At 61.9% G+C, this 17,274-nt stretch carries 12 protein-coding genes and 1 tRNA gene; 8 read left to right on the top strand and 5 right to left on the bottom strand.

Features of this window, described 5'->3' with window-relative positions; translation table 11 throughout:
* Positions 1-7: 7 nt before the first annotated feature.
* Positions 8-913: a LysR family transcriptional regulator gene (locus CDPAHKCJ_RS10955; protein ID WP_166019802.1), complete on the bottom strand. Its 906-nt coding sequence runs from the start codon at positions 911-913 to the stop codon at positions 8-10.
* Between the two features lie 509 nt (positions 914-1,422).
* Between CDPAHKCJ_RS10955 and CDPAHKCJ_RS10950 the strand changes: the two genes are divergently transcribed.
* Positions 1,423-3,036, top strand: coding sequence for a peptidoglycan DD-metalloendopeptidase family protein (locus CDPAHKCJ_RS10950; RefSeq protein WP_240916763.1), 1,614 nt, complete (start codon positions 1,423-1,425; stop codon positions 3,034-3,036).
* A gap of 130 nt (positions 3,037-3,166) precedes the next feature.
* Here the strand turns inward: CDPAHKCJ_RS10950 and CDPAHKCJ_RS10945 are convergent, their stop codons facing one another.
* The 3 genes from CDPAHKCJ_RS10945 to CDPAHKCJ_RS10935 all read right to left on the bottom strand — a co-directional run bounded on the left by CDPAHKCJ_RS10945 (position 3,167) and on the right by CDPAHKCJ_RS10935 (position 4,820).
* The gene (locus CDPAHKCJ_RS10945; protein WP_054555349.1) at positions 3,167-3,394 is read right to left on the bottom strand and encodes a hypothetical protein; all 228 of its coding nucleotides are present in this window, start codon (positions 3,392-3,394) and stop codon (positions 3,167-3,169) included.
* 235 nt (positions 3,395-3,629) lie between these two features.
* Positions 3,630-3,944, bottom strand: coding sequence for a hypothetical protein (locus CDPAHKCJ_RS10940; protein WP_166019800.1), 315 nt, complete (start codon positions 3,942-3,944; stop codon positions 3,630-3,632).
* Positions 3,945-4,586: 642 nt separating this feature from the next.
* Positions 4,587-4,820, bottom strand: a complete 234-nt coding sequence (locus CDPAHKCJ_RS10935; RefSeq protein ID WP_166019799.1) for a hypothetical protein — start codon at positions 4,818-4,820, stop codon at positions 4,587-4,589.
* Between the two features lie 858 nt (positions 4,821-5,678).
* Between CDPAHKCJ_RS10935 and CDPAHKCJ_RS10930 the strand changes: the two genes are divergently transcribed.
* A complete protein-coding gene (locus tag CDPAHKCJ_RS10930) occupies positions 5,679-6,236 on the top strand; it encodes a PRC-barrel domain containing protein (RefSeq protein ID WP_166019798.1) in 558 nt (185 codons plus the stop codon).
* A 251-nt stretch (positions 6,237-6,487) separates the two neighbouring features.
* Here the strand turns inward: CDPAHKCJ_RS10930 and CDPAHKCJ_RS10925 are convergent.
* Positions 6,488-6,564, bottom strand: a tRNA-Ile gene (locus CDPAHKCJ_RS10925).
* Between the two features lie 250 nt (positions 6,565-6,814).
* Between CDPAHKCJ_RS10925 and CDPAHKCJ_RS10920 the strand changes: the two genes are divergently transcribed.
* The 6 genes from CDPAHKCJ_RS10920 to CDPAHKCJ_RS10895 all read left to right on the top strand — a co-directional run bounded on the left by CDPAHKCJ_RS10920 (position 6,815) and on the right by CDPAHKCJ_RS10895 (position 17,213).
* Positions 6,815-7,492 carry a hypothetical protein gene (locus CDPAHKCJ_RS10920; RefSeq protein WP_166019797.1) on the top strand — a complete coding sequence of 226 codons (678 nt, stop codon included), beginning with the start codon at positions 6,815-6,817 and terminating at the stop codon, positions 7,490-7,492.
* A gap of 317 nt (positions 7,493-7,809) precedes the next feature.
* Positions 7,810-9,942: a TonB-dependent siderophore receptor gene (locus CDPAHKCJ_RS10915; protein WP_240916762.1), complete on the top strand. Its 2,133-nt coding sequence runs from the start codon at positions 7,810-7,812 to the stop codon at positions 9,940-9,942.
* Positions 9,943-10,298: 356 nt separating this feature from the next.
* Positions 10,299-11,999 (top strand): aspartate aminotransferase family protein, encoded by a 1,701-nt coding sequence (locus tag CDPAHKCJ_RS10910; protein ID WP_166019796.1) that lies wholly within the window; start codon positions 10,299-10,301, stop codon positions 11,997-11,999.
* A complete protein-coding gene (locus CDPAHKCJ_RS10905) occupies positions 11,992-13,545 on the top strand; it encodes a lysine N(6)-hydroxylase/L-ornithine N(5)-oxygenase family protein (protein ID WP_166019795.1) in 1,554 nt (517 codons plus the stop codon). Before CDPAHKCJ_RS10910 ends, CDPAHKCJ_RS10905 begins: the two co-directional genes overlap by 8 nt.
* Positions 13,542-16,247 carry a GNAT family N-acetyltransferase gene (locus tag CDPAHKCJ_RS10900; protein ID WP_205700847.1) on the top strand — a complete coding sequence of 902 codons (2,706 nt, stop codon included), beginning with the start codon at positions 13,542-13,544 and terminating at the stop codon, positions 16,245-16,247. Before CDPAHKCJ_RS10905 ends, CDPAHKCJ_RS10900 begins: the two co-directional genes overlap by 4 nt.
* Before the next feature lie 198 nt (positions 16,248-16,445).
* A complete protein-coding gene (locus CDPAHKCJ_RS10895; RefSeq protein WP_166019794.1) occupies positions 16,446-17,213 on the top strand; it encodes an RNA polymerase sigma factor in 768 nt (255 codons plus the stop codon).
* The last annotated feature ends 61 nt before the right edge of the window (positions 17,214-17,274 follow it).

Below are 17,274 nucleotides of genomic sequence, written 5' to 3'. Positions count from 1 at the left end.
TACGCTTTCAGGAGCGCCGCTCGCTGGCGTCCTGCTCGACGGCAGCGTGCAGCTGCGCCTTCATCGCCCGAACGGCAGGGCCCGCGCGATCATCGTCCGGCAGATAGAGCATCAGTGACACTTCGCGCTCGCCGCCATTGGCCAGCGGCAGTGGCAGCAGCCGCCCCCGAGCCAGAGCATCGCTCATGCGGGTACGGGGCAACCAGGCGAAGCCCAGCCCGCGTTCGGCAAGATCGACTGACGTGGCCAGATGACTGACCGTCCAGCGCGCCTCGGCCTTGAGCCAACCGGCATCCATGCCGCTTGAACGACTGCTGTCACGCACCACCAGCTGTCGATGCTGCACGAGGTCACGCAGATCCAGCGGTCGCCCGAGGGCATGCAGCGGGTGCCCCGGCGCCGCCACGGCGATGAAGGTCTCACGCAACAACGGGGTGCCGAGATGGCCATCCAGCATCAGGCCGCTGATCAACAGGTCCGCTTCCTTTTCCTCGAACAGCTCGCGCCCGCCGGTCAGCGTCGTCTCATGCAGCTGGACGCGCACCTGAGGGTAGGCCGTCGAGAAGGCCTCCAGCGCCCGTGCCAGCACATCCGACGGAAACAGCTGATCCACCGCGATGGCGATCTCGCTCTCCATGCCTGCCGACAGCGCATCGGCCACATTCTCGAGTGCCTGCGCATTCTCGATCAGCTGACGCGCCCGGCGCAGCAGCAATTCACCCGCCTCGGTCAGTCGGACATTGCGCCCGACCGGCTCCAGCACCTGGACGCCCAGCAAGGCCTCGAGACGATGCACGGCGTGATTCAGGGTCGAGGGACTCTTGTGGATCGCGGCCGCCGCGCGCGCGAAGCTGCCGTGGTCCACCACGGCGGCCAGCATCTGCCACTGGGCCAGTGTCACGCGTGACGACATCGGGGTTCCTCTTGCGGGGCGTGCGGGAATGCACGGGGCAATCCTGACATGCCAGACGCAAAAAACCAGACACCTGATACTGCAACCCGACGGGAGCAAAAGAGCATTCTGTGCTGTCAGACTCCCGACATCTGGTCGCAATCCTCGGACATCAGGTCGGCATCCTCTGAAATGAAGGAGGCCAAATACGCTATTTTGCGTAACTTTACAAAATTTAACACCAAGCAGGATTTACTGCCTGAACAGCGTTTCCTAAGCAAAAATGGCGCTATTTTCGCCAGACCTCATGTTGCCGGTACCGCCAATTGCGCCGTCAATGATCTAAACAGGGTTGAATTACTCATACTGGACATGCGTCCAGCCTATCGAACGATGGGAACCTTGGTTAAGGTTCGAATGCCTCATTGTTGCCATCTTTTCATTTCACATAACTTTATCGGTCACATATGCTGCGAATCCTTCATTCGCTCCCTCGCGCGCACAAGTATCTTCTTTTACCTGTTGCCACCATGGTTACCGTGCTGGGTGCTCACAAGCTTCTCGAAACATTCGATTCTCCTGATGTCTCTACGGCCTCACAGTCCATCGCCATCGACCTGGCCAGTGCGAATTCCAGTACCCCAGCCAGACTGCCGCTGGCGATTGCTGCCGCCGATGACACTCAGTCTCCCCTGAGCCCGGCGCAGCTCGGCGATCAGACTCCGGTCAGCTCGGCCTCCGGTGACATCCCGTTGGCAGCGCTGACGCCCAGCGAGATCGTCGCCATCGATTTCGACATGCCGACGCTGCTGACGGATGCCAACTATCATCCCGACGACCAGACAGCAGGCCCGATCGTGGCATTGGCGCCGGCGGCGGTGAAGACCGCAGAAGCCGTCATCGGCACCGCGACCGACGAACAGGCCGGCGGCACCTCCTATGACGACCTTTCCGTCGACCCGGTCGAGCTCGGTGAAAGCCCGACGCTGCAGACCGAACTGGCGGCCAAGGAAGTCTATGTGCCCGAGTGGCAGACCTATACCGTGCAGGCCGGCGACACCTTTGCCGTGATGGCGGAGCGCTCGCTGGGGCTTGGCTACAGCGAAACCACGCGCATCCTCAAGGCGCTGCCTGACAAGCGCGTGCTGACGCATTGGCGCATCGGCGACAACTTCGATTACAAGCTGGATGAAGACGGCAACCTGCTGGCGTTGCGCATCATGAAGGACGCGCGTCGCGGCTTCATGGTCAAGCGTGAGGCCGGCGGTGAAAGCTTCAATGTCGCCAAGATCGAGAAGGCGACCCAGGCCACTCAGCGCATGTTCGCCGGTACGGTCATTGGCAGCTTCTCCCTGTCGGCGGAAGCCACTGGTCTGGGCGTCGCGGAAGTCAGCCAGCTGACCCAGGTGCTGGGCAAGAAGATCGATTTCCGTCGCGATACGCGCAAGGGTGACAAGTTCCAGGTGCTGGTCGAGTCCGACATGATCGACGGCACCAGCATGGACTCCCGCATCCTCGCCGCACGCTACGAAGGGTCTCGCAAGTCACTGACCGTGGTGCGCAACAACAGTGATGGCCGCTACTACACCCCTGATGGCAAGGGCCTCGACCCGGCCTTCAATCGCTATCCGCTGGCGCACAAGGCGCGCATCAGCTCGCCGTTCAACCTCAGCCGTCGCCATCCGGTGACCGGACGCATCAGCCCGCACAAGGGCACTGACTTCGCGGTGCGTGTCGGCACGCCGGTACTTTCCACCGCGGATGGCGTCGTCGAGCTGGTCGGCAACCACCCGCTGGCCGGTCGCTATCTGGTGCTGCGCATGGACAACGGCTACAAGACCCGTTACCTGCACCTGTCACGCCCGCTGGTCAAGAAAGGCGAGCGCGTGACCATGGGTGAGAAGATCGCCCTGTCAGGCAACACCGGCCGCTCCACCGGCCCGCACCTGCACTACGAGGTGATGGTCAACAACCGCCAGGTCGATGCCATGCGCGTTCAGCTGCCGAACAACAAGTCTCTGTCCGGCAAGGCGCTCGCCAACTTCAAGCGTCAGTCAGAGAACATGCTGGCCAAGCTGGAAGCCGCCGACAACACTGGCGCCATCGCCAAGGCCTCTACCCCGAGCCAGGGTGACGAGAGCTAGACGCGACCCCGGGCGCGGGCCTACCAGCTCAGGGTCTGCGCCTGACATGAAATGCACCCGACAAACGAAAAGGCCCTCACCTCACGGTGGGGGCCTTTTCGTTTGTCGGTGTCTCATGCCGAGAATCAGGTCACTTCTTCATGCCCTTGTTGGACGCCTGCTCCAGCAGCTCTTCCGCTTCGCTGCTCGCGCCCTCCTCTCGCATCTTGGCCACATCGGCATACAGGCAGACGTAGGTGCCACAGGATGCACAGAACACCTTGTCATCGGGATTGTGGACCTGCGAGACGCGGACTCGCTGGCTGCCACAGTCCGGGCATGGCTTGGGAATACGCAGTTCCTCGGAAAGATCTGACATGAAGCATTCTCCTGTTCGGTGTCTGGGCCGCTCGCCTTGAGGCTGGTCGATTGGCGTCTACTCAAGACATGGGGCCACTCACACGGCATGCAACCCCGCTGGCGAGGAGTCGCTCGTCATTCGGCTCGAGCTGTCTTACCGAGATACCTCACCCAGGCACGGCCGTCACTGCGCTGAGACGCAAAGCCCCGGCACGGTGGCCGGGGCTTGAGGAGCAGGCGCAGACAGGCAGATGTCACGCGGCGCTGATGCTGCCGGCAAGCGACTCATGGCTGGTGCCGTGACTTGAAGTATTGGACATGCGTGCGACGGGGCGCTCCGGCACACGGTGCTGCCCGTGTGACCTGGCGCCATCACGCGTCAGGCGGAACTCTTCCTGCAGCGCCATCTCACGTGCCGCCAGGCGAAAATCGCCCATCGAACACAACGCATGGCCGTTCGGGCACTTGAGGATGTGATCATCCGGTAGATCACGGGCAGGCCAATCCAGCGCTTCGTTGCATTCGGGACACTGAGGGCCATTACGGGTCGGGACTGATGGGGTAAACATGCGCGAACTCCTTTTCGACGCAAAAGATGACGATGTCATGACCAGATTCTCAGTACAGAAAACATCAAGACGTGGCTCGGTTTGCGTGCGCATGATGGAGACAGATAGCGACAGACTCCATTGCACTTTCGGTTAGATGCCACAATTTTATCGCTGGTCAGTCTCTGCGCTCACGGCTGCGGAGGTATCACGCAGAGCGCGTAACACACTTCATGGCAGCGCGACCGGCAAGAGTCTGACAGCACTATCTTACAGTCTGATAACACCTCGCGAATGACGCAGATCAAACGCATACCAGATCAGGGGGTGTCCGCCGCACCAGTCTTCAGACGGGCGTCAGACGGTTATTCATGGGCTCCAGCCCAAAAAAATCCCGACCAAAGGCCGGGAAAACACTCTCAGGCAGAACAGGACCTATCGCGGGAGCAACGCGGCTCGCCGCAGGTCGACCAGGACGCTGAACAGTCGTCAGCGGTATCACGGAAATCTCGACTCCACCTGCAGTGCCAGAAATTCAGTTTCGCGGCCCCGGGCAACAAGCCCGCGACCAGGGCAAAACAGCGAATCCGACTGGCACTGAGGTAAAGATTCTTGTGCGCCCTCACACGCACTGGCGAACACTGGACCTTATAGGCGCTTGCTTCAGGCCGAGGCGTCCAGCTGCTGGACCACCTTCTGCGCCATCAGGGCCGGGTCAATCGCAGCTCGCTTGCGGGCGCTGACTTCAAGGCGATCACGCAACATGAACCAGACACCCAGAAACTCATCACATTCTGCACAACTGACGATGTCATCATCTGCCGGGGAATCTTCGAGGTGAACCCGGTTGCTGCCACAGCGTGAACACTCCATGGGAACCTTGCGTACTGTGTTCATCTCGATGCCCTCCATTGGATCCATGATGAAAACCTTGTGCTCGAAAACCGGTGGAGCGGGCGACATGACGATGTGAAAACTTGCACCAACCTGACAAGGGATTGAAAAAGCGGCTCTGCGGCTCCATCAATGTTATATCAGGTGATCTCCTGCCTGCCCCGCCGTGCTTCGACAGTTGCAAAGTTAGACACTTCCAAAACCGTGTACAAGTTTTAACGCGTATCAGAACGTATCTGTATAGCTAATGTAGACGCATTGGCAGGTGCTTTCGTGTGCGCTGATCAAGCGTTTACCTCTCCCCATGCGCCCGCTGTGGCACGAGAGCGCCCCGCCAGAACCGTGTAACACTTCGCTACAAAAAAGCCTCTTTTGACGTGCAAAAACATCTTGTCCCACTCGTCAGGCAGCCAATCAGCGAGCAGAAAAAGCCTTGAACGCGCCCTGATTGCGACATATCCACGTGCCTTGTCTCGACTTCTTGCCTTGAACGGCGCGGGCGAGCGGGCGTAAGTATCCTTACCATCCTTCAACGCCTCACTTCTCTGCTCACCCCCTCTACTCGAACCCTACAGCGGGTCTCTGCTGACAGAGCGCTTGCGGGCGACCTGTTCGCGACAGGTACAGAGCACCAGAAAGCTCACTCTTTTGGCACGACGACATTGCTGCCATACGCCTTGCATGTGACAGATGGAGGAATTCTCGTACAAGTTTTTCTTTCACCCCCTTGAAACTTGTCAGTCTCGTCAGGATCTCAGTGGATAGGGTCATGGTTCTGGCGAATCATTTGCGCCATGAGCGAGAAGGAAGCGCTCGAGGGACCGGACCAGAAGTACCGTTTCAACACGCAAGGAGTACGGCATGAGCAAGATGAACCGCAAACAGATTCTGGGTGCGATTACCGCGACCACGCTGCTGTCCACTACCAGCATGGCCATGGCCAGTCCGCAGGGGCTCTACTCCGCAGATGAGCTGATGGATGCCGACGTCTACCTGCAGAACGATGACAACAACGTGATCGGTGAAGTCGAGGACATCCTGCTCGACGACAACATGCAGGTCGCCGCTCTGGTCGTCGAAAGCGATGACGCCATGGGGCTGGACGAGAACCAGTACGTCGTGGAAACTGGCAAGTTCACCCTCGAGACCGAACAGGGCGATGATCTGGATGCCCTGGAATACCGCATCCACCTCGACATGGATGTGAGCGAGTTCGAGCAGCAGCCGAACTACACCACCGACTGGTGGCAGGACACGCGCAAGAGCGCCGCAGCGGCCTGGGATGAAACCAAGAACACCGCTGCCAGCGCCTGGCAGGACACTCGTCAGGCGACCGCCAATGCGCTGACCACCGCCGGCAACGCCATCAGCGGTGCCGCCAATGACACTGAGCAGGAAATGGAAGAAGAGACTCAGTGATAGCGACCCTGCAAGAGATCACCCGAATCGGATGATCCGCGCCAATGCAGAGGAAAACGCCTCATGCCCCACGGCATGGGGCGTTCGTGGTTCAGGACCACGAGAAAGCACGCCATTGATGCAGTGATTGTGGGGAAGAAAGAAGAGGAAATACCGGAATGACAGGCACAAAAAAAGCCGCCATTGGCGACTTGTCGGGGTCCTGGAGCATTTGAACTCCTGCTGAATGAAACCCCACTGGAAGGCATGCATGGTGGGCCCAGCAGGACTTGAACCTGCGACCAATCGATTATGAGTCGAGTGCTCTAACCAACTGAGCTATGGGCCCATGCAGCGCGCATATGATAGCGAAAGCATGAGCCTCGGGAAAGCCCGAAAACTCAACAACATAGCGATTTCCGCTCCCGCTTGCGGCGCGTGATGTACGTTGAACATCTTTGTCAGCCTGCGGCTGCGACGAGTGTCGCGAACCCTTGGCGCCGCTGCCTGTCCAATGTGCCATCTGCAGTATCGAATCTTTTCCGGGTGCCCATATCGGTCTTCGCCCGATCAAGCCCCCGGCCATCAGGAGTCATGACATGTCATTGCCTTTCTCTCGCTGGACCCGCGCCCTGAGTCGTACGCTTGCGCGTCGCTCGACTGGCAAACCCGCCAGCCGCTTCGGCGCCCCGATCAAGGCTGCGGCACTGGCCTTCGCCATGAGCGGTATCGGTGTCAGCCTGCCGACACAGGCCGCCTGGCAGCTGGTACCCGACAGCAGCGGCGCCACCGCGACGCTGACCGCGCAGGGCAGCCAAGGCAATGTGGAGCACGTGCATCACCTCAATGGTTTGAGCGGCACCGTCGGGGATGACGGCAGGATGAGCATTCCCTTGAGCGTCGGCCAGACCGATCTGCTCGACAAGGTCGGTGAGCTGCCGCCGTGGCTATCCGGCGTCAGCCAGATGCGCCTGGCCACGCTGACCCTGAATCTTGACCCGCTGGCCATCGCGGCGCTGGAGCCCGGTCAGACGACGCGCATGCAGGTGCCCTTCTCGGCCACCGATGGCAACCGCACGCACCACGAGACCCTGCCGCTGGAGGTCACTCGTCAGGACGCGACTCATCTGACCTTCATCAACGCCGACCCCATCTCACTGGACAGTGCAGAAGTCGCCAGGAACCAGGTCGGCAGCACCCTGCTCAACCTGCTGGGCTACGGCAAGCTGGTAGGCGACATTCCCGTCACGCTGCAGGGCGAGATGGTCGACCAGTAACCTTCAGCGCAGCACGACGCCGTCAGGCCAGTACGATCCCGTCGCGAACCTGGCATCGAGTCATCAGAACCGCCCCACGGGGCGGTTTTTTTGTGGCGACAACAGCCGAGGATGACTGCCTGCGTCAGCCAGTGGGGCGAGCATGACGGCGATGGCCAGCCCGCATGACATCAAGGCATGAGATGCGGCACAGGAAAATGATAAAAATAATTCTCATTCATGGTTCAGAAAGTCGTCATCTGAACGTCTACCCACAGGAGAGAACGACGAACAAGAATCATTCCTATATAAATCATTCCGGATGGAACACCGCGCTCATGAAAGACTCCGCCGCACATAAAGCCACTCGCTCCCTGCTGATGACCCTGCCCAGGCACCCTCTGGCACTGGCGATTGGCCTTGGCCTGCCCTTTGCCGGTCAGGCCATGGCGGCCGACCACCGTGAGTCTCAGGACGAGACCCTCGACACCATGACGGTGACCACCACAGCGGCTACCAAGACCGACACCGGCTATCTGGAAACCCCCCAGGCCGTCTCCACCATCACGCGCGACGATATCGACAAGCGCGCCGTCGAGACGGTACAGCGTGCCGCGGACTACACACCGGGCGTGTTCACCAACCAGATCGGTGCCTCCAACCGCTATGACTATCTGGTGCTGCGTGGCTTCTCCGATGGCAGTGTCAGCAACACCTTCCTGGATGGCCTGAAGCTGATGGGTGACTCGGGCTCCTACAGCTCGATGACCATCGACCCCTACTTCCTCGACAGCATCGAGGTGGTGAAAGGGCCGTCTTCCGTTCTCTACGGACGCTCCTCTCCGGGTGGCCTGGTCGCGATGCAGTCCAAGCGCCCCGAGTTCCAGGACTCCGGCCAGGTCCGCTTCACCGTCGGCGACGACAACGAACGCAGTGCAGCGTTCGACCTCACCGGCCCGCTGGATGACGAGCAGCGCATCGCCCATCGCCTGACCGGTCTCGCCAGTGCCGAGGACACCCAGGTCGACTCCGTCGAGGAAGAGCGTTACGCCTTCTCGCCGCAGATCACCATGGATGTCACCGACGACACCACCGTCACCCTGATGGGCTACTTCCAGAAAGACCCGGAAGGCGGCTACCACTCCGGCCTGCCCTATGAAGGCACGGTGGTGAGCTACAACGGCACCAAGCTCGGCAACGACTTCTACGAAGGTGACGAAGACTACGAAGAGTTCGATCGCACCGAACGCATGCTCGGTTACGACTTCGAGCACCGCTTCAATGACGATGTCACTGCACGCCAGAAATTCCGCTATCTACGCTCCGATGTTGACCTCGAGCAGGTCTACGCCTACGGCTGGGCCTCGGATACCGAGCTGACCCGCTACTACTCCGGCGGCGAAGAAAGCCTGCGCGCCTGGACCGTCGACAACCAGCTGGAGAGCCGCTTCTCCACCGGCGCCTTCGATCACACCCTGCTGTTTGGTGCCGACTATCAGACGCGCACCAATGACGTGGACTGGGAATACGGCACCGCCAGCACGCTGGATGTGTCCAGCAGCAGCGATGCCGATGTCTCCATCTATGCCACCGAGAACCAGAAGCGTGAACTGGACCAGACCGGTGTCTACCTGCAGGACCAGATCAGCTGGGGTCGCTGGAACCTGGCCGCCGGTCTGCGTCAGGACTGGGTCAACATCAAGAACACCGATCGTGACTACAACACCACCAGTGAGCTGAACGACAACGAGATGAGCGGCCGCATCGGCCTGATCTACGGCTTCGACAACGGCATCTCGCCCTATGTCAGCTACTCCACGTCCTTCTCGCCGAACTCCTACACCGATGAAGACGGCGACCTGCTCGACCCGACCACCGGCAAGCAGGTCGAGGTCGGCATGAAGTACCAGCCCAACGGCACGCGTGATCAGTACAGCGTCTCGCTGTTCCGCATCAATCAGGAAAACGTCGCCTCCAAGGACCCGGAAGACAGCTACTACACCGCCTACGGCGAGATCGAGTCCCAGGGCCTGGAGCTGGAAGCCCGTACCCAGGTGACCCGCGACTTCGCGCTGCAGGCCGGTTACAGCTACACCGACGTGACCTATGCCAAGGCGGAAGATGGCACCGAAGGCAACGATGCCAACCAGGTGCCCAAGCACCAGGTCAGCGTCTGGGGTGACTACGCCTTCAATGAAGGCCCGCTCACGGGTCTGAATGCCGGCCTCGGCGTGCGCTACTACGCCGACATGTGGGCGGATTCCGAGAACACCGAGAAGGTGCCGAACTACGCGCTGGTCGATGCCCTGGTCGGCTACGACCTGAGCCAGATCGGCTGGAGCGGCACCAGCGTGCAGCTCAACGTCAGCAACCTGTTCGACAAGGAATACATCGCGTCCTGCTACAACACCAGCTTCTGCTACTACGGTGCCGAACGCAGCATGACCGCGACACTGACCTATGATTTCTGATCCAGACACTTCCGCAGTCCGTCGATTCTGAATCGACCCGCACGACCCGCCGGCGGCAAGGATGTCGCCGGCACCATCGCCCTGAACCACTCATCGTCTGACACATCTGGCATGCAAGAACCTCTGACATCGCACTCGCACTCTGCGCTTACGATGTCGAATCACGTGATACCGATGCCCACGGCTCGCGTGATTGACGTGTCGACGACATCGCCAACAACTCCACCAACAACAACGACCGCAAACGCGGCACTTGATGAATGTCCTGACTGGTCCTCGCACCTGAGCCATCTGTCCCAGCTGGCTGCGAGTCTCTTCCAAGTCTTTATCTGCGAACATTCGCATAAGGTTATGTAATGCACAGCCTTCAAGATTCCGCCGCCACCTGCGGCGCTGCCGCAGGATCCTCCGCGTCTGACACCCAGACCGACGCCTGTGCGGGCTCCCTGTCCCGCTCGCCCAGCGCCGCCCTGTTCTCGCCTGCCAACATGGATGCCTGGCAGGCCGGCATGAACCGTATCAGCACCCTGGTGGCTGAACAGCTCGACAGTGTCCAGCAGCCGTTCAGTGGCATCACCCCGGAAGCTCTGCGTCCGGCCTTTGCCGATCTCGACCTCGAGACGCCCCTCGAGAACCTCGAAGCCGGTCTGGATGAGCTCAAGTCGCTCTACCTGAAGGACGCCGTCTATTTCCATCACCCCCGCTACATCGCACACCTCAACTGCCCGGTCGTGCTGCCCGGCGTATGGGCAGAGAGTCTGCTGGGTGCGATCAACTCCTCACTCGACACCTGGGACCAGAGCGCCGGCGGCACCCTGATCGAGCAACGCCTGATCGACTGGACCACCGACCGCCTGGGCCTGGGGCCGACCGCCGATGGCATCTTCACCAGCGGCGGCACCCAATCCAACCTGATGGCATTGCTGCTGGCGCGTGACGCAGTCTGCGAGAAGCTGCCCAACCACCCCGGCAACCAGACCCACGGCCTGCCGCCGGAAGCCGGGCGCCTGCGTGTCTTCGCCTCCGGCATCAGCCATTTCAGTCTGCAGAAGGCCTGTGCCCTGCTCGGTCTCGGTCATAACGCCGTCGTCCCGGTCGCCGTGGATGAGCGTCGCCGCATGGACCCCGATGCCCTGCGGGAGGCGCTGGACAATGCCCGCGCCGAAGGCCTGATCCCGATGGCCGTCGTCGCCACCGCCGGCACCACCGACTTCGGCAGCATCGACCCGCTGGAGGCCATCGGCCGCGAATGCCATGCACGTGGCATCTGGTTCCATGTCGATGGCGCCTACGGCGGCGGCCTGATCACCTCACGTCGTCACGGTCACTGGCTCAAGGGCACCGAGATGGCGGATTCCGTCACCATCGATTACCACAAGACCTTCTTCCAGCCGGTCAGCTGCAGCGCCTGCGTGGTGCGTGACCGCACCCAGCTGCGCCATGTCACCTATCACGCCGACTATCTCAACCCGGAACTTCAGGCCCGCGAGGGCACGCCGGACCAGGTCAACAAGAGTCTGCAGACCACGCGTCGTTTTGACGCCCTGAAACTGTGGATGACACTGCGCCTGATGGGCGCCGATGCGCTGGGCGACATGCTCGATTGCGTGATCGACCTTACCCGCGAGGGCCATCAGCTGCTCGAGGCGGCCCCGGACATCGATGTCGTCCAGGCGCCGGAGCTCAGCACCCTGGTGTTCCGCTTCCATGACGCCAATGAAGAGACCCTCAGCGCCGAGCAGTGGGATGCCTTGAACCGCGAGATCCGCAAGCGCCTGTCACGCAGCGGTGAGGCCATCGTCGCCGCCACCAAGGTGTCCGGCCGTCAGTATCTGAAGTTCACCCTGCTCAACCCGGACACCACCCGCGATGACATCGCCGCGGTGGTCGAACTGATCCGCCAGCACGGCCAGGCGCTGGTCAAGGCGCATCATCTCGCCGTCAGCACCACGGCCCAGGCAAGCCACGCCGCAGCACTGGCCGATGCCCTGGTCGATACCCCGGCCGCCAAACGTCGCAGCCACACCACAGAAGCAAAGGAAAGCCGTCATGCATGACACCTCGACTCCTCACGTCACCGACACAGCTGAAACGCGCAATGAGGTGCTCGACTTCGTCGCCATCGGCATCGGCCCCTTCAATCTGAGCCTTGCCTGTCTGAGCGAGCCGCTGGAAGACGTGAACGGCGTCTTTCTCGAGCGCAAGGCCGAGTTCGACTGGCACCCGGGCATGCTGCTGGAAGACGCCAGCATGCAGACGCCCTTCATGGCGGACATGGTCTCGCTGGCCGACCCGACCAGCCACTTCAGCTTCCTCAACTATCTGAAGCTGCATGACAAGCTCTACAACTTCTACATCCGCGAAGACTTCTTCCTGCTGCGCCGCGAGTACAACCAGTACTGCCAGTGGGCGGCGCGTGAGCTGTCCAGCCTGCGCTTCGATCATGAAGTCCAGGACATCCAGCATGTCGGCGATATCTATGTGGTGCGCGGTATCCGCCCCAGCACCGGCGAAGCCTTCGCCTATCGCGCACGCAAGCTGGTGCTGGGCACCGGCACCCAGCCCTACCTGCCGAAAGCCGCCGATGCCGTGCGTGACGTCGTCCCGGTGGCCGGTAGCCGCGTGTGTCACAACGCCCACTATCTGGCGCGCAAGGACGAGCTGACCTCCCAGCCGGCCATCACCATCATCGGCTCCGGCCAGAGCGCCGCCGAGATCTATCTCGACCTGCTGCGTGAGATCGACCAGCACAGCTACCAGCTCAACTGGATCACGCGTTCACCGCGTTTCTTCCCGCTGGAATACGGCAAGCTGACGCTGGAGATGACGTCCCCGGATTACATCGATTACTTCCATGCCCTGCCGCGTGAGCAGCGCAACACCCTGCTGGCGACCCAGAAAGGTCTCTACAAGGGCATCAATCTCGAGCTGATCGACGAGATCTACGACACCCTCTACGCCAAGCAACTGCAAGGCGTGGTGCCTACCACCCTGATGACCAATACCGAACTGACCTCGCTGAACAGGCAAGAGGCCGACGGCGAGTTCACGCTGGGGCTCTATCAGCGTGAACAGCAGCAGGCCTGGCGTCACGAGACCAGCGCCGTGGTGCTGGCCACCGGTTACCACTACGCGGCCCCGGCCTTCTTGAAGAGCATCGAGTCACGCATCCGTCGTGATGCCGAAGGCCGCTACGCCGTCGGACGCTTCTATGCCGTCGACGCGCAGAGCACGGCAGATGCCGAAGGCAATGAGGGCGATCAATCGCCCTTCGCCGGCGAGATCTTCGTCCAGAATGCCGAGCTGCATACCCACTCGCTGGCCGCGCCGGATCTGGGCATGGCCTGCTATCGCAACAGCTGCATCCTGCGCGCCATCACCGGCCGTGAGGTCTACACGATCGAGCGTCGCATCGCCTTCCAGAGCTTCGGTGCCCCCGGCTCTGAAAAGGGCTGTGGCAATGGCTTCAAACCGCTGCCCGCCGCACACCTGGCCTATGGCGAGACCGACCGGAAAGACAAAGCTGACAGTGCACGAGTCAGCAACGCCACTGAACACACCGAGCAAACTGTTGCACCGCAACACCGGGAGACCACCGCATGAACATGCCTGTCGACATCACCAGCGCCGCAAGCGCCGAACAGTCCAGCAGCGCGGCAAGTTCTCACAGTGCAGCGACACCGTCACAGCAGGTGTTCGGAACGACATCGCTCGCCGCGCCGGCACCGCTCAATCTGCTCAGCCCGGCACCGGGAACGCGCTTCACCCGCCGCGCGGTGGAGCTGGAGCAAGCCCAGGCGCGCCTGCGCAAGCCGCAGGATGACAGCACGAGCGAGCGCGCCGAATTCGCGCTGCGCCCGCTGGATCTCGCCGCCGACATGGCGATGGTGGATGAGTGGACCAGCGGCGAGCGCGCCAGCTTCTGGGGCATGAGTGATGACCTCATCACCACCAAGTACGACTTCTACCAGGGCCTGGAAGAGAGCAAGCACGCCCAGGGCTGGGTCGGTCTCTACAACGACCAGCCGGCGTTTCTGGTGGAGCTCTACGATCCGGCACACGACCCGCTCGGCAAGCACTACGCCGTGCAGCCCGGAGACTTCGGCATGCATTTCCTGGTCGCGCCGCGCAGCGATGACCAGGCCCCCATCAGCGGCTTCTCGCGGGCGGTGATCGAATCGATCATGGCGATGATCTTCGCCGGCCAGTTCCGTGACGAGCATGCCGCTGAAGGGAAAGATGCCGTACGTCCCGTCAGCCGCGTGGTGGTCGAACCGGACAGCCGCAACGAGCGCATCCATCCGCTCAATGCCGCCGTCGGCTTCATCGATCATGGTCCGCTGGATCTCGATGGCAAACCGGCGCGTCTGTGCTTCTGCACCCCGCAGGATTTCCGTGCTGCCCTGGCCACCCGCAGCCCGCGTCTGGACACCGCCATCACCGCCAATCCGGCGGCAGCTGGCCAGCATCTCACCGGACCGGACTGGCAGCAGGCCAATCGCCTGCTGGTACGCAAGGCACTGGCCGAATTCAGTCATGAACGCCTGATCCACCCGCAGTGTGCCGATGAGGCCAATGCCCGCATCACGGATGGCTGGCACCATTACTGCCTGCCACTGAGCGCCCCGGCAGGTGACACGACGCCCGTCAGCCGTCGCGCGGCGCAATATCGCTTCGTGGCGCGACGTTTCCAGCTCGATCACTGGCTGATCGATGCCGCCTCCATCCAACGTCTGGATGCCAACGGCAACTCCCTGCCGCTGGACGCGCGTGAGCTGATTCTGGAGCTCAACGACGTGCTGGAGATTCCGCCGCGCCTGCTGCCGGTCTATCTCGAGGAAGTCAGCGCCACACTCGCGTCAAGTGCCTGGAAGATGCAGCGCGCCGTTCGTGAGAACCAATCTGCCCGCGTGCTGGCCGGTGCCTCCTTCCAGACCCTGGAATCGGCGATGAGCGAGGGCCATCCGTGCTTCGTCGCCAACAATGGCCGCATGGGCTTCGATGCCATGGACTATCGCGCCTACGCGCCGGAGGCCGCTCAGCCCTTCGCGCTGGTGTGGATCGCCGTGCATCGCGACAACGCGCACTACTCCGCCGTGGATGGTCTCGATCCGCGCCGTCTGCTGGAAGAGGAACTGGGTCAGGCTGAACTGGCCCGCCTGGAGGATCAGCTGACGGCCAAGGGCCTCGATGCCGCCGATTATCTGATGATGCCGGTGCACCCATGGCAGTGGAATCACAAGCTGGCCATCACCTTCGCCGCCGAGATCGCCAGTCAGCGCATCGTCTGCCTGGGATTGGGTGAAGACCGCTATCAGGCCCAGCAGTCGATCCGCACGCTCTACAATCGCAACCAGCCGGGCCATCGCTACGTGAAGGTCGCGCTGTCGATCCTCAACATGGGCTTCATGCGCGGTCTGTCGCCCTATTACATGCGCGCCACTCCGGTCATCAATCAGTGGCTGCAGGGCCTGATCGATTCGGACCCGTCCTTCGAGAAGTGGGGCTTCCGCCTGCTGCGTGAAGTCGCGGCCATCGGCTATCGCGATGATGTACTGGAAGACGCGGACCCGGCAGCCGTGGGCTATCGCAAGATGCTGGCCAGCCTGTGGCGCGAGAGCCCGGAAGACGTCAAGGACGAGGGCGAGCGCCTGATGACCATGGCGGCGCTGCTGCACGTCGACAATGACGAGAAGGCCTTGCTGCCGGCGCTGATCGAGCGCTCCGGCATCGGCGCCGAAGCGTGGATCGACAAATGGCTGACGGCCTACATGACGCCGCTGCTGCACTGCTATTTCAAGCACGACCTGGTGTTCATGCCGCATGGCGAGAACCTGATCATGCGTCTGCGCGATGGCGTGCCGTGTGGTGCGCTGATGAAGGACATCGCCGAGGAAGCGGCGCTGTTCGCCACCGAGGAGACCCGTGCACTCGAGCTGCCGGAAGGGGTCGAGCGTCTGGTGGTCGAGGTGCCGGAACCGATCCGCATCCTGTCGCTGCTCACCGATGTCTTCGACTGCATCTTCCGCTTCGCGGTGCCGCTGCTGGTGCGCGAGCAGGTGATGACGGAGGAGGCCTTCTGGTCTCGCGTCGCGGCTTGCATCCATGACTACCAGGATGCCCATCCGGAGATGGCTGACAAGTTCGCGCGTCATGACCTGTTCGCACCGCGCTTCACGCTGTCATGCCTCAACCGCCTGCAGCTGCGCAACAATCAGCAGATGGTCGATCTCACCGATCCGTCCGGTGCCCTGCAGCTCAAGGGCGAGCTGGACAACCCCATCGCGGCCTTCGCCCGCCGCTAGGCGGTGACACACATGGCGATCACCAGATCGCCATGACCCGTTAGCTACGACCAGCTAACGACGACCAGGCAACACCGGGACCGCCCTCGTCATGCACGGGGGCGGTCCTTGGCGTGTCTGACACCCAACCATTGATAATGATTCCTAACAACAATACCATTACCCTCCCATCACGAAAGATCTCATTGCGAGCCGTGGATGTCCTCTCACGCCAAGCCCCCAGTTCGGACTCATCGCGACACGGATGATCGAACGCCTGACACACGCGGGCCAGAAGATGAAACGCCCGCTGAGCTGCAGGCTTGTGCTGCACAGCAATACCGCCAATCTCTGGACCAGCTGTTTGCCGAACATCGTCATGAACTGACCGGCTTTCTGGTGCGTCAGCTAGGCTCGCATGAGCTGGCGGAAGACATCAGCCATGAGGTCTATCTGCGTCTGCGCCTGACCGGGGACTGGCCCGCCAACCCGCGCGCCTGGCTGTTTCGCATCGCACGCAACCTGATCATCGATCATCATCGCCACCAGTCCCGCGCACCGGAATTCGAATCGGTGTCCGAGGGTGATGAGCGCGTGGCGGCCGCCCATCTGGACCCGGAGAGAAGTCTGGCGCGCCGCCAGAAGTTGCAGGTTATCGATGCGGCACTCTCCGAGCTGGCAGGCCACTTTCGCCTCGCCCTGACCTGGTATCGCCTCGAGGGCCTGACCAAGCGCGAGATCGGTGAGCGACTCGGTGTATCCGAGCGCATGGCGGGCCGCTACGTCTCCCAGGCGCAGCAGCACTGCGCGACCCGACTGGCTGCGGCAGGCTGTTATCGCAATGAAGTCAGCCGCGACTGCGCCGCCTGCCAACAGGACACCGCGAATGCGCCGCCAGCCGCGCAGCGCACGTCAGCCACGCCCGGCAAGGCGCGACGACGAAGCCGACGTGATGACGTCCCGATAGCAAGAGGCGATCAGCACTGATGGCCCCGCGGAGCACGGATGGGCGAACGTCTCCGCGTCATGTCGCCCAGAATGAATCGCC

Source organism: Cobetia sp. MB87 (genome assembly GCF_011319755.1).
Classification (GTDB): Bacteria; Pseudomonadota; Gammaproteobacteria; order Pseudomonadales; family Halomonadaceae; genus Cobetia.
Note: the sequence above shows the minus strand (reverse complement) of the source record. Positions and strands in the feature narration are given on the sequence as shown.

What these genes read in the sequence shown, in the direction of transcription:
- CDPAHKCJ_RS10955 (WP_166019802.1), bottom strand. Translation starts at nt 913, where the DNA reads ATGTCGTCACGCGTGACACTGGCCCAGTGGCAGATGCTGGCCGCCGTG.
- CDPAHKCJ_RS10950 (WP_240916763.1), top strand. Translation starts at nt 1,423, where the DNA reads ATGGTTACCGTGCTGGGTGCTCACAAGCTTCTCGAAACATTCGATTCT.
- CDPAHKCJ_RS10945 (WP_054555349.1), bottom strand. Translation starts at nt 3,394, where the DNA reads ATGTCAGATCTTTCCGAGGAACTGCGTATTCCCAAGCCATGCCCGGAC.
- CDPAHKCJ_RS10940 (WP_166019800.1), bottom strand. Translation starts at nt 3,944, where the DNA reads ATGTTTACCCCATCAGTCCCGACCCGTAATGGCCCTCAGTGTCCCGAA.
- CDPAHKCJ_RS10935 (WP_166019799.1), bottom strand. Translation starts at nt 4,820, where the DNA reads ATGAACACAGTACGCAAGGTTCCCATGGAGTGTTCACGCTGTGGCAGC.
- CDPAHKCJ_RS10930 (WP_166019798.1), top strand. Translation starts at nt 5,679, where the DNA reads ATGAGCAAGATGAACCGCAAACAGATTCTGGGTGCGATTACCGCGACC.
- CDPAHKCJ_RS10920 (WP_166019797.1), top strand. Translation starts at nt 6,815, where the DNA reads ATGTCATTGCCTTTCTCTCGCTGGACCCGCGCCCTGAGTCGTACGCTT.
- CDPAHKCJ_RS10915 (WP_240916762.1), top strand. Translation starts at nt 7,810, where the DNA reads ATGAAAGACTCCGCCGCACATAAAGCCACTCGCTCCCTGCTGATGACC.
- CDPAHKCJ_RS10910 (WP_166019796.1), top strand. Translation starts at nt 10,299, where the DNA reads ATGCACAGCCTTCAAGATTCCGCCGCCACCTGCGGCGCTGCCGCAGGA.
- CDPAHKCJ_RS10905 (WP_166019795.1), top strand. Translation starts at nt 11,992, where the DNA reads ATGCATGACACCTCGACTCCTCACGTCACCGACACAGCTGAAACGCGC.
- CDPAHKCJ_RS10900 (WP_205700847.1), top strand. Translation starts at nt 13,542, where the DNA reads ATGAACATGCCTGTCGACATCACCAGCGCCGCAAGCGCCGAACAGTCC.
- CDPAHKCJ_RS10895 (WP_166019794.1), top strand. Translation starts at nt 16,446, where the DNA reads ATGTCCTCTCACGCCAAGCCCCCAGTTCGGACTCATCGCGACACGGAT.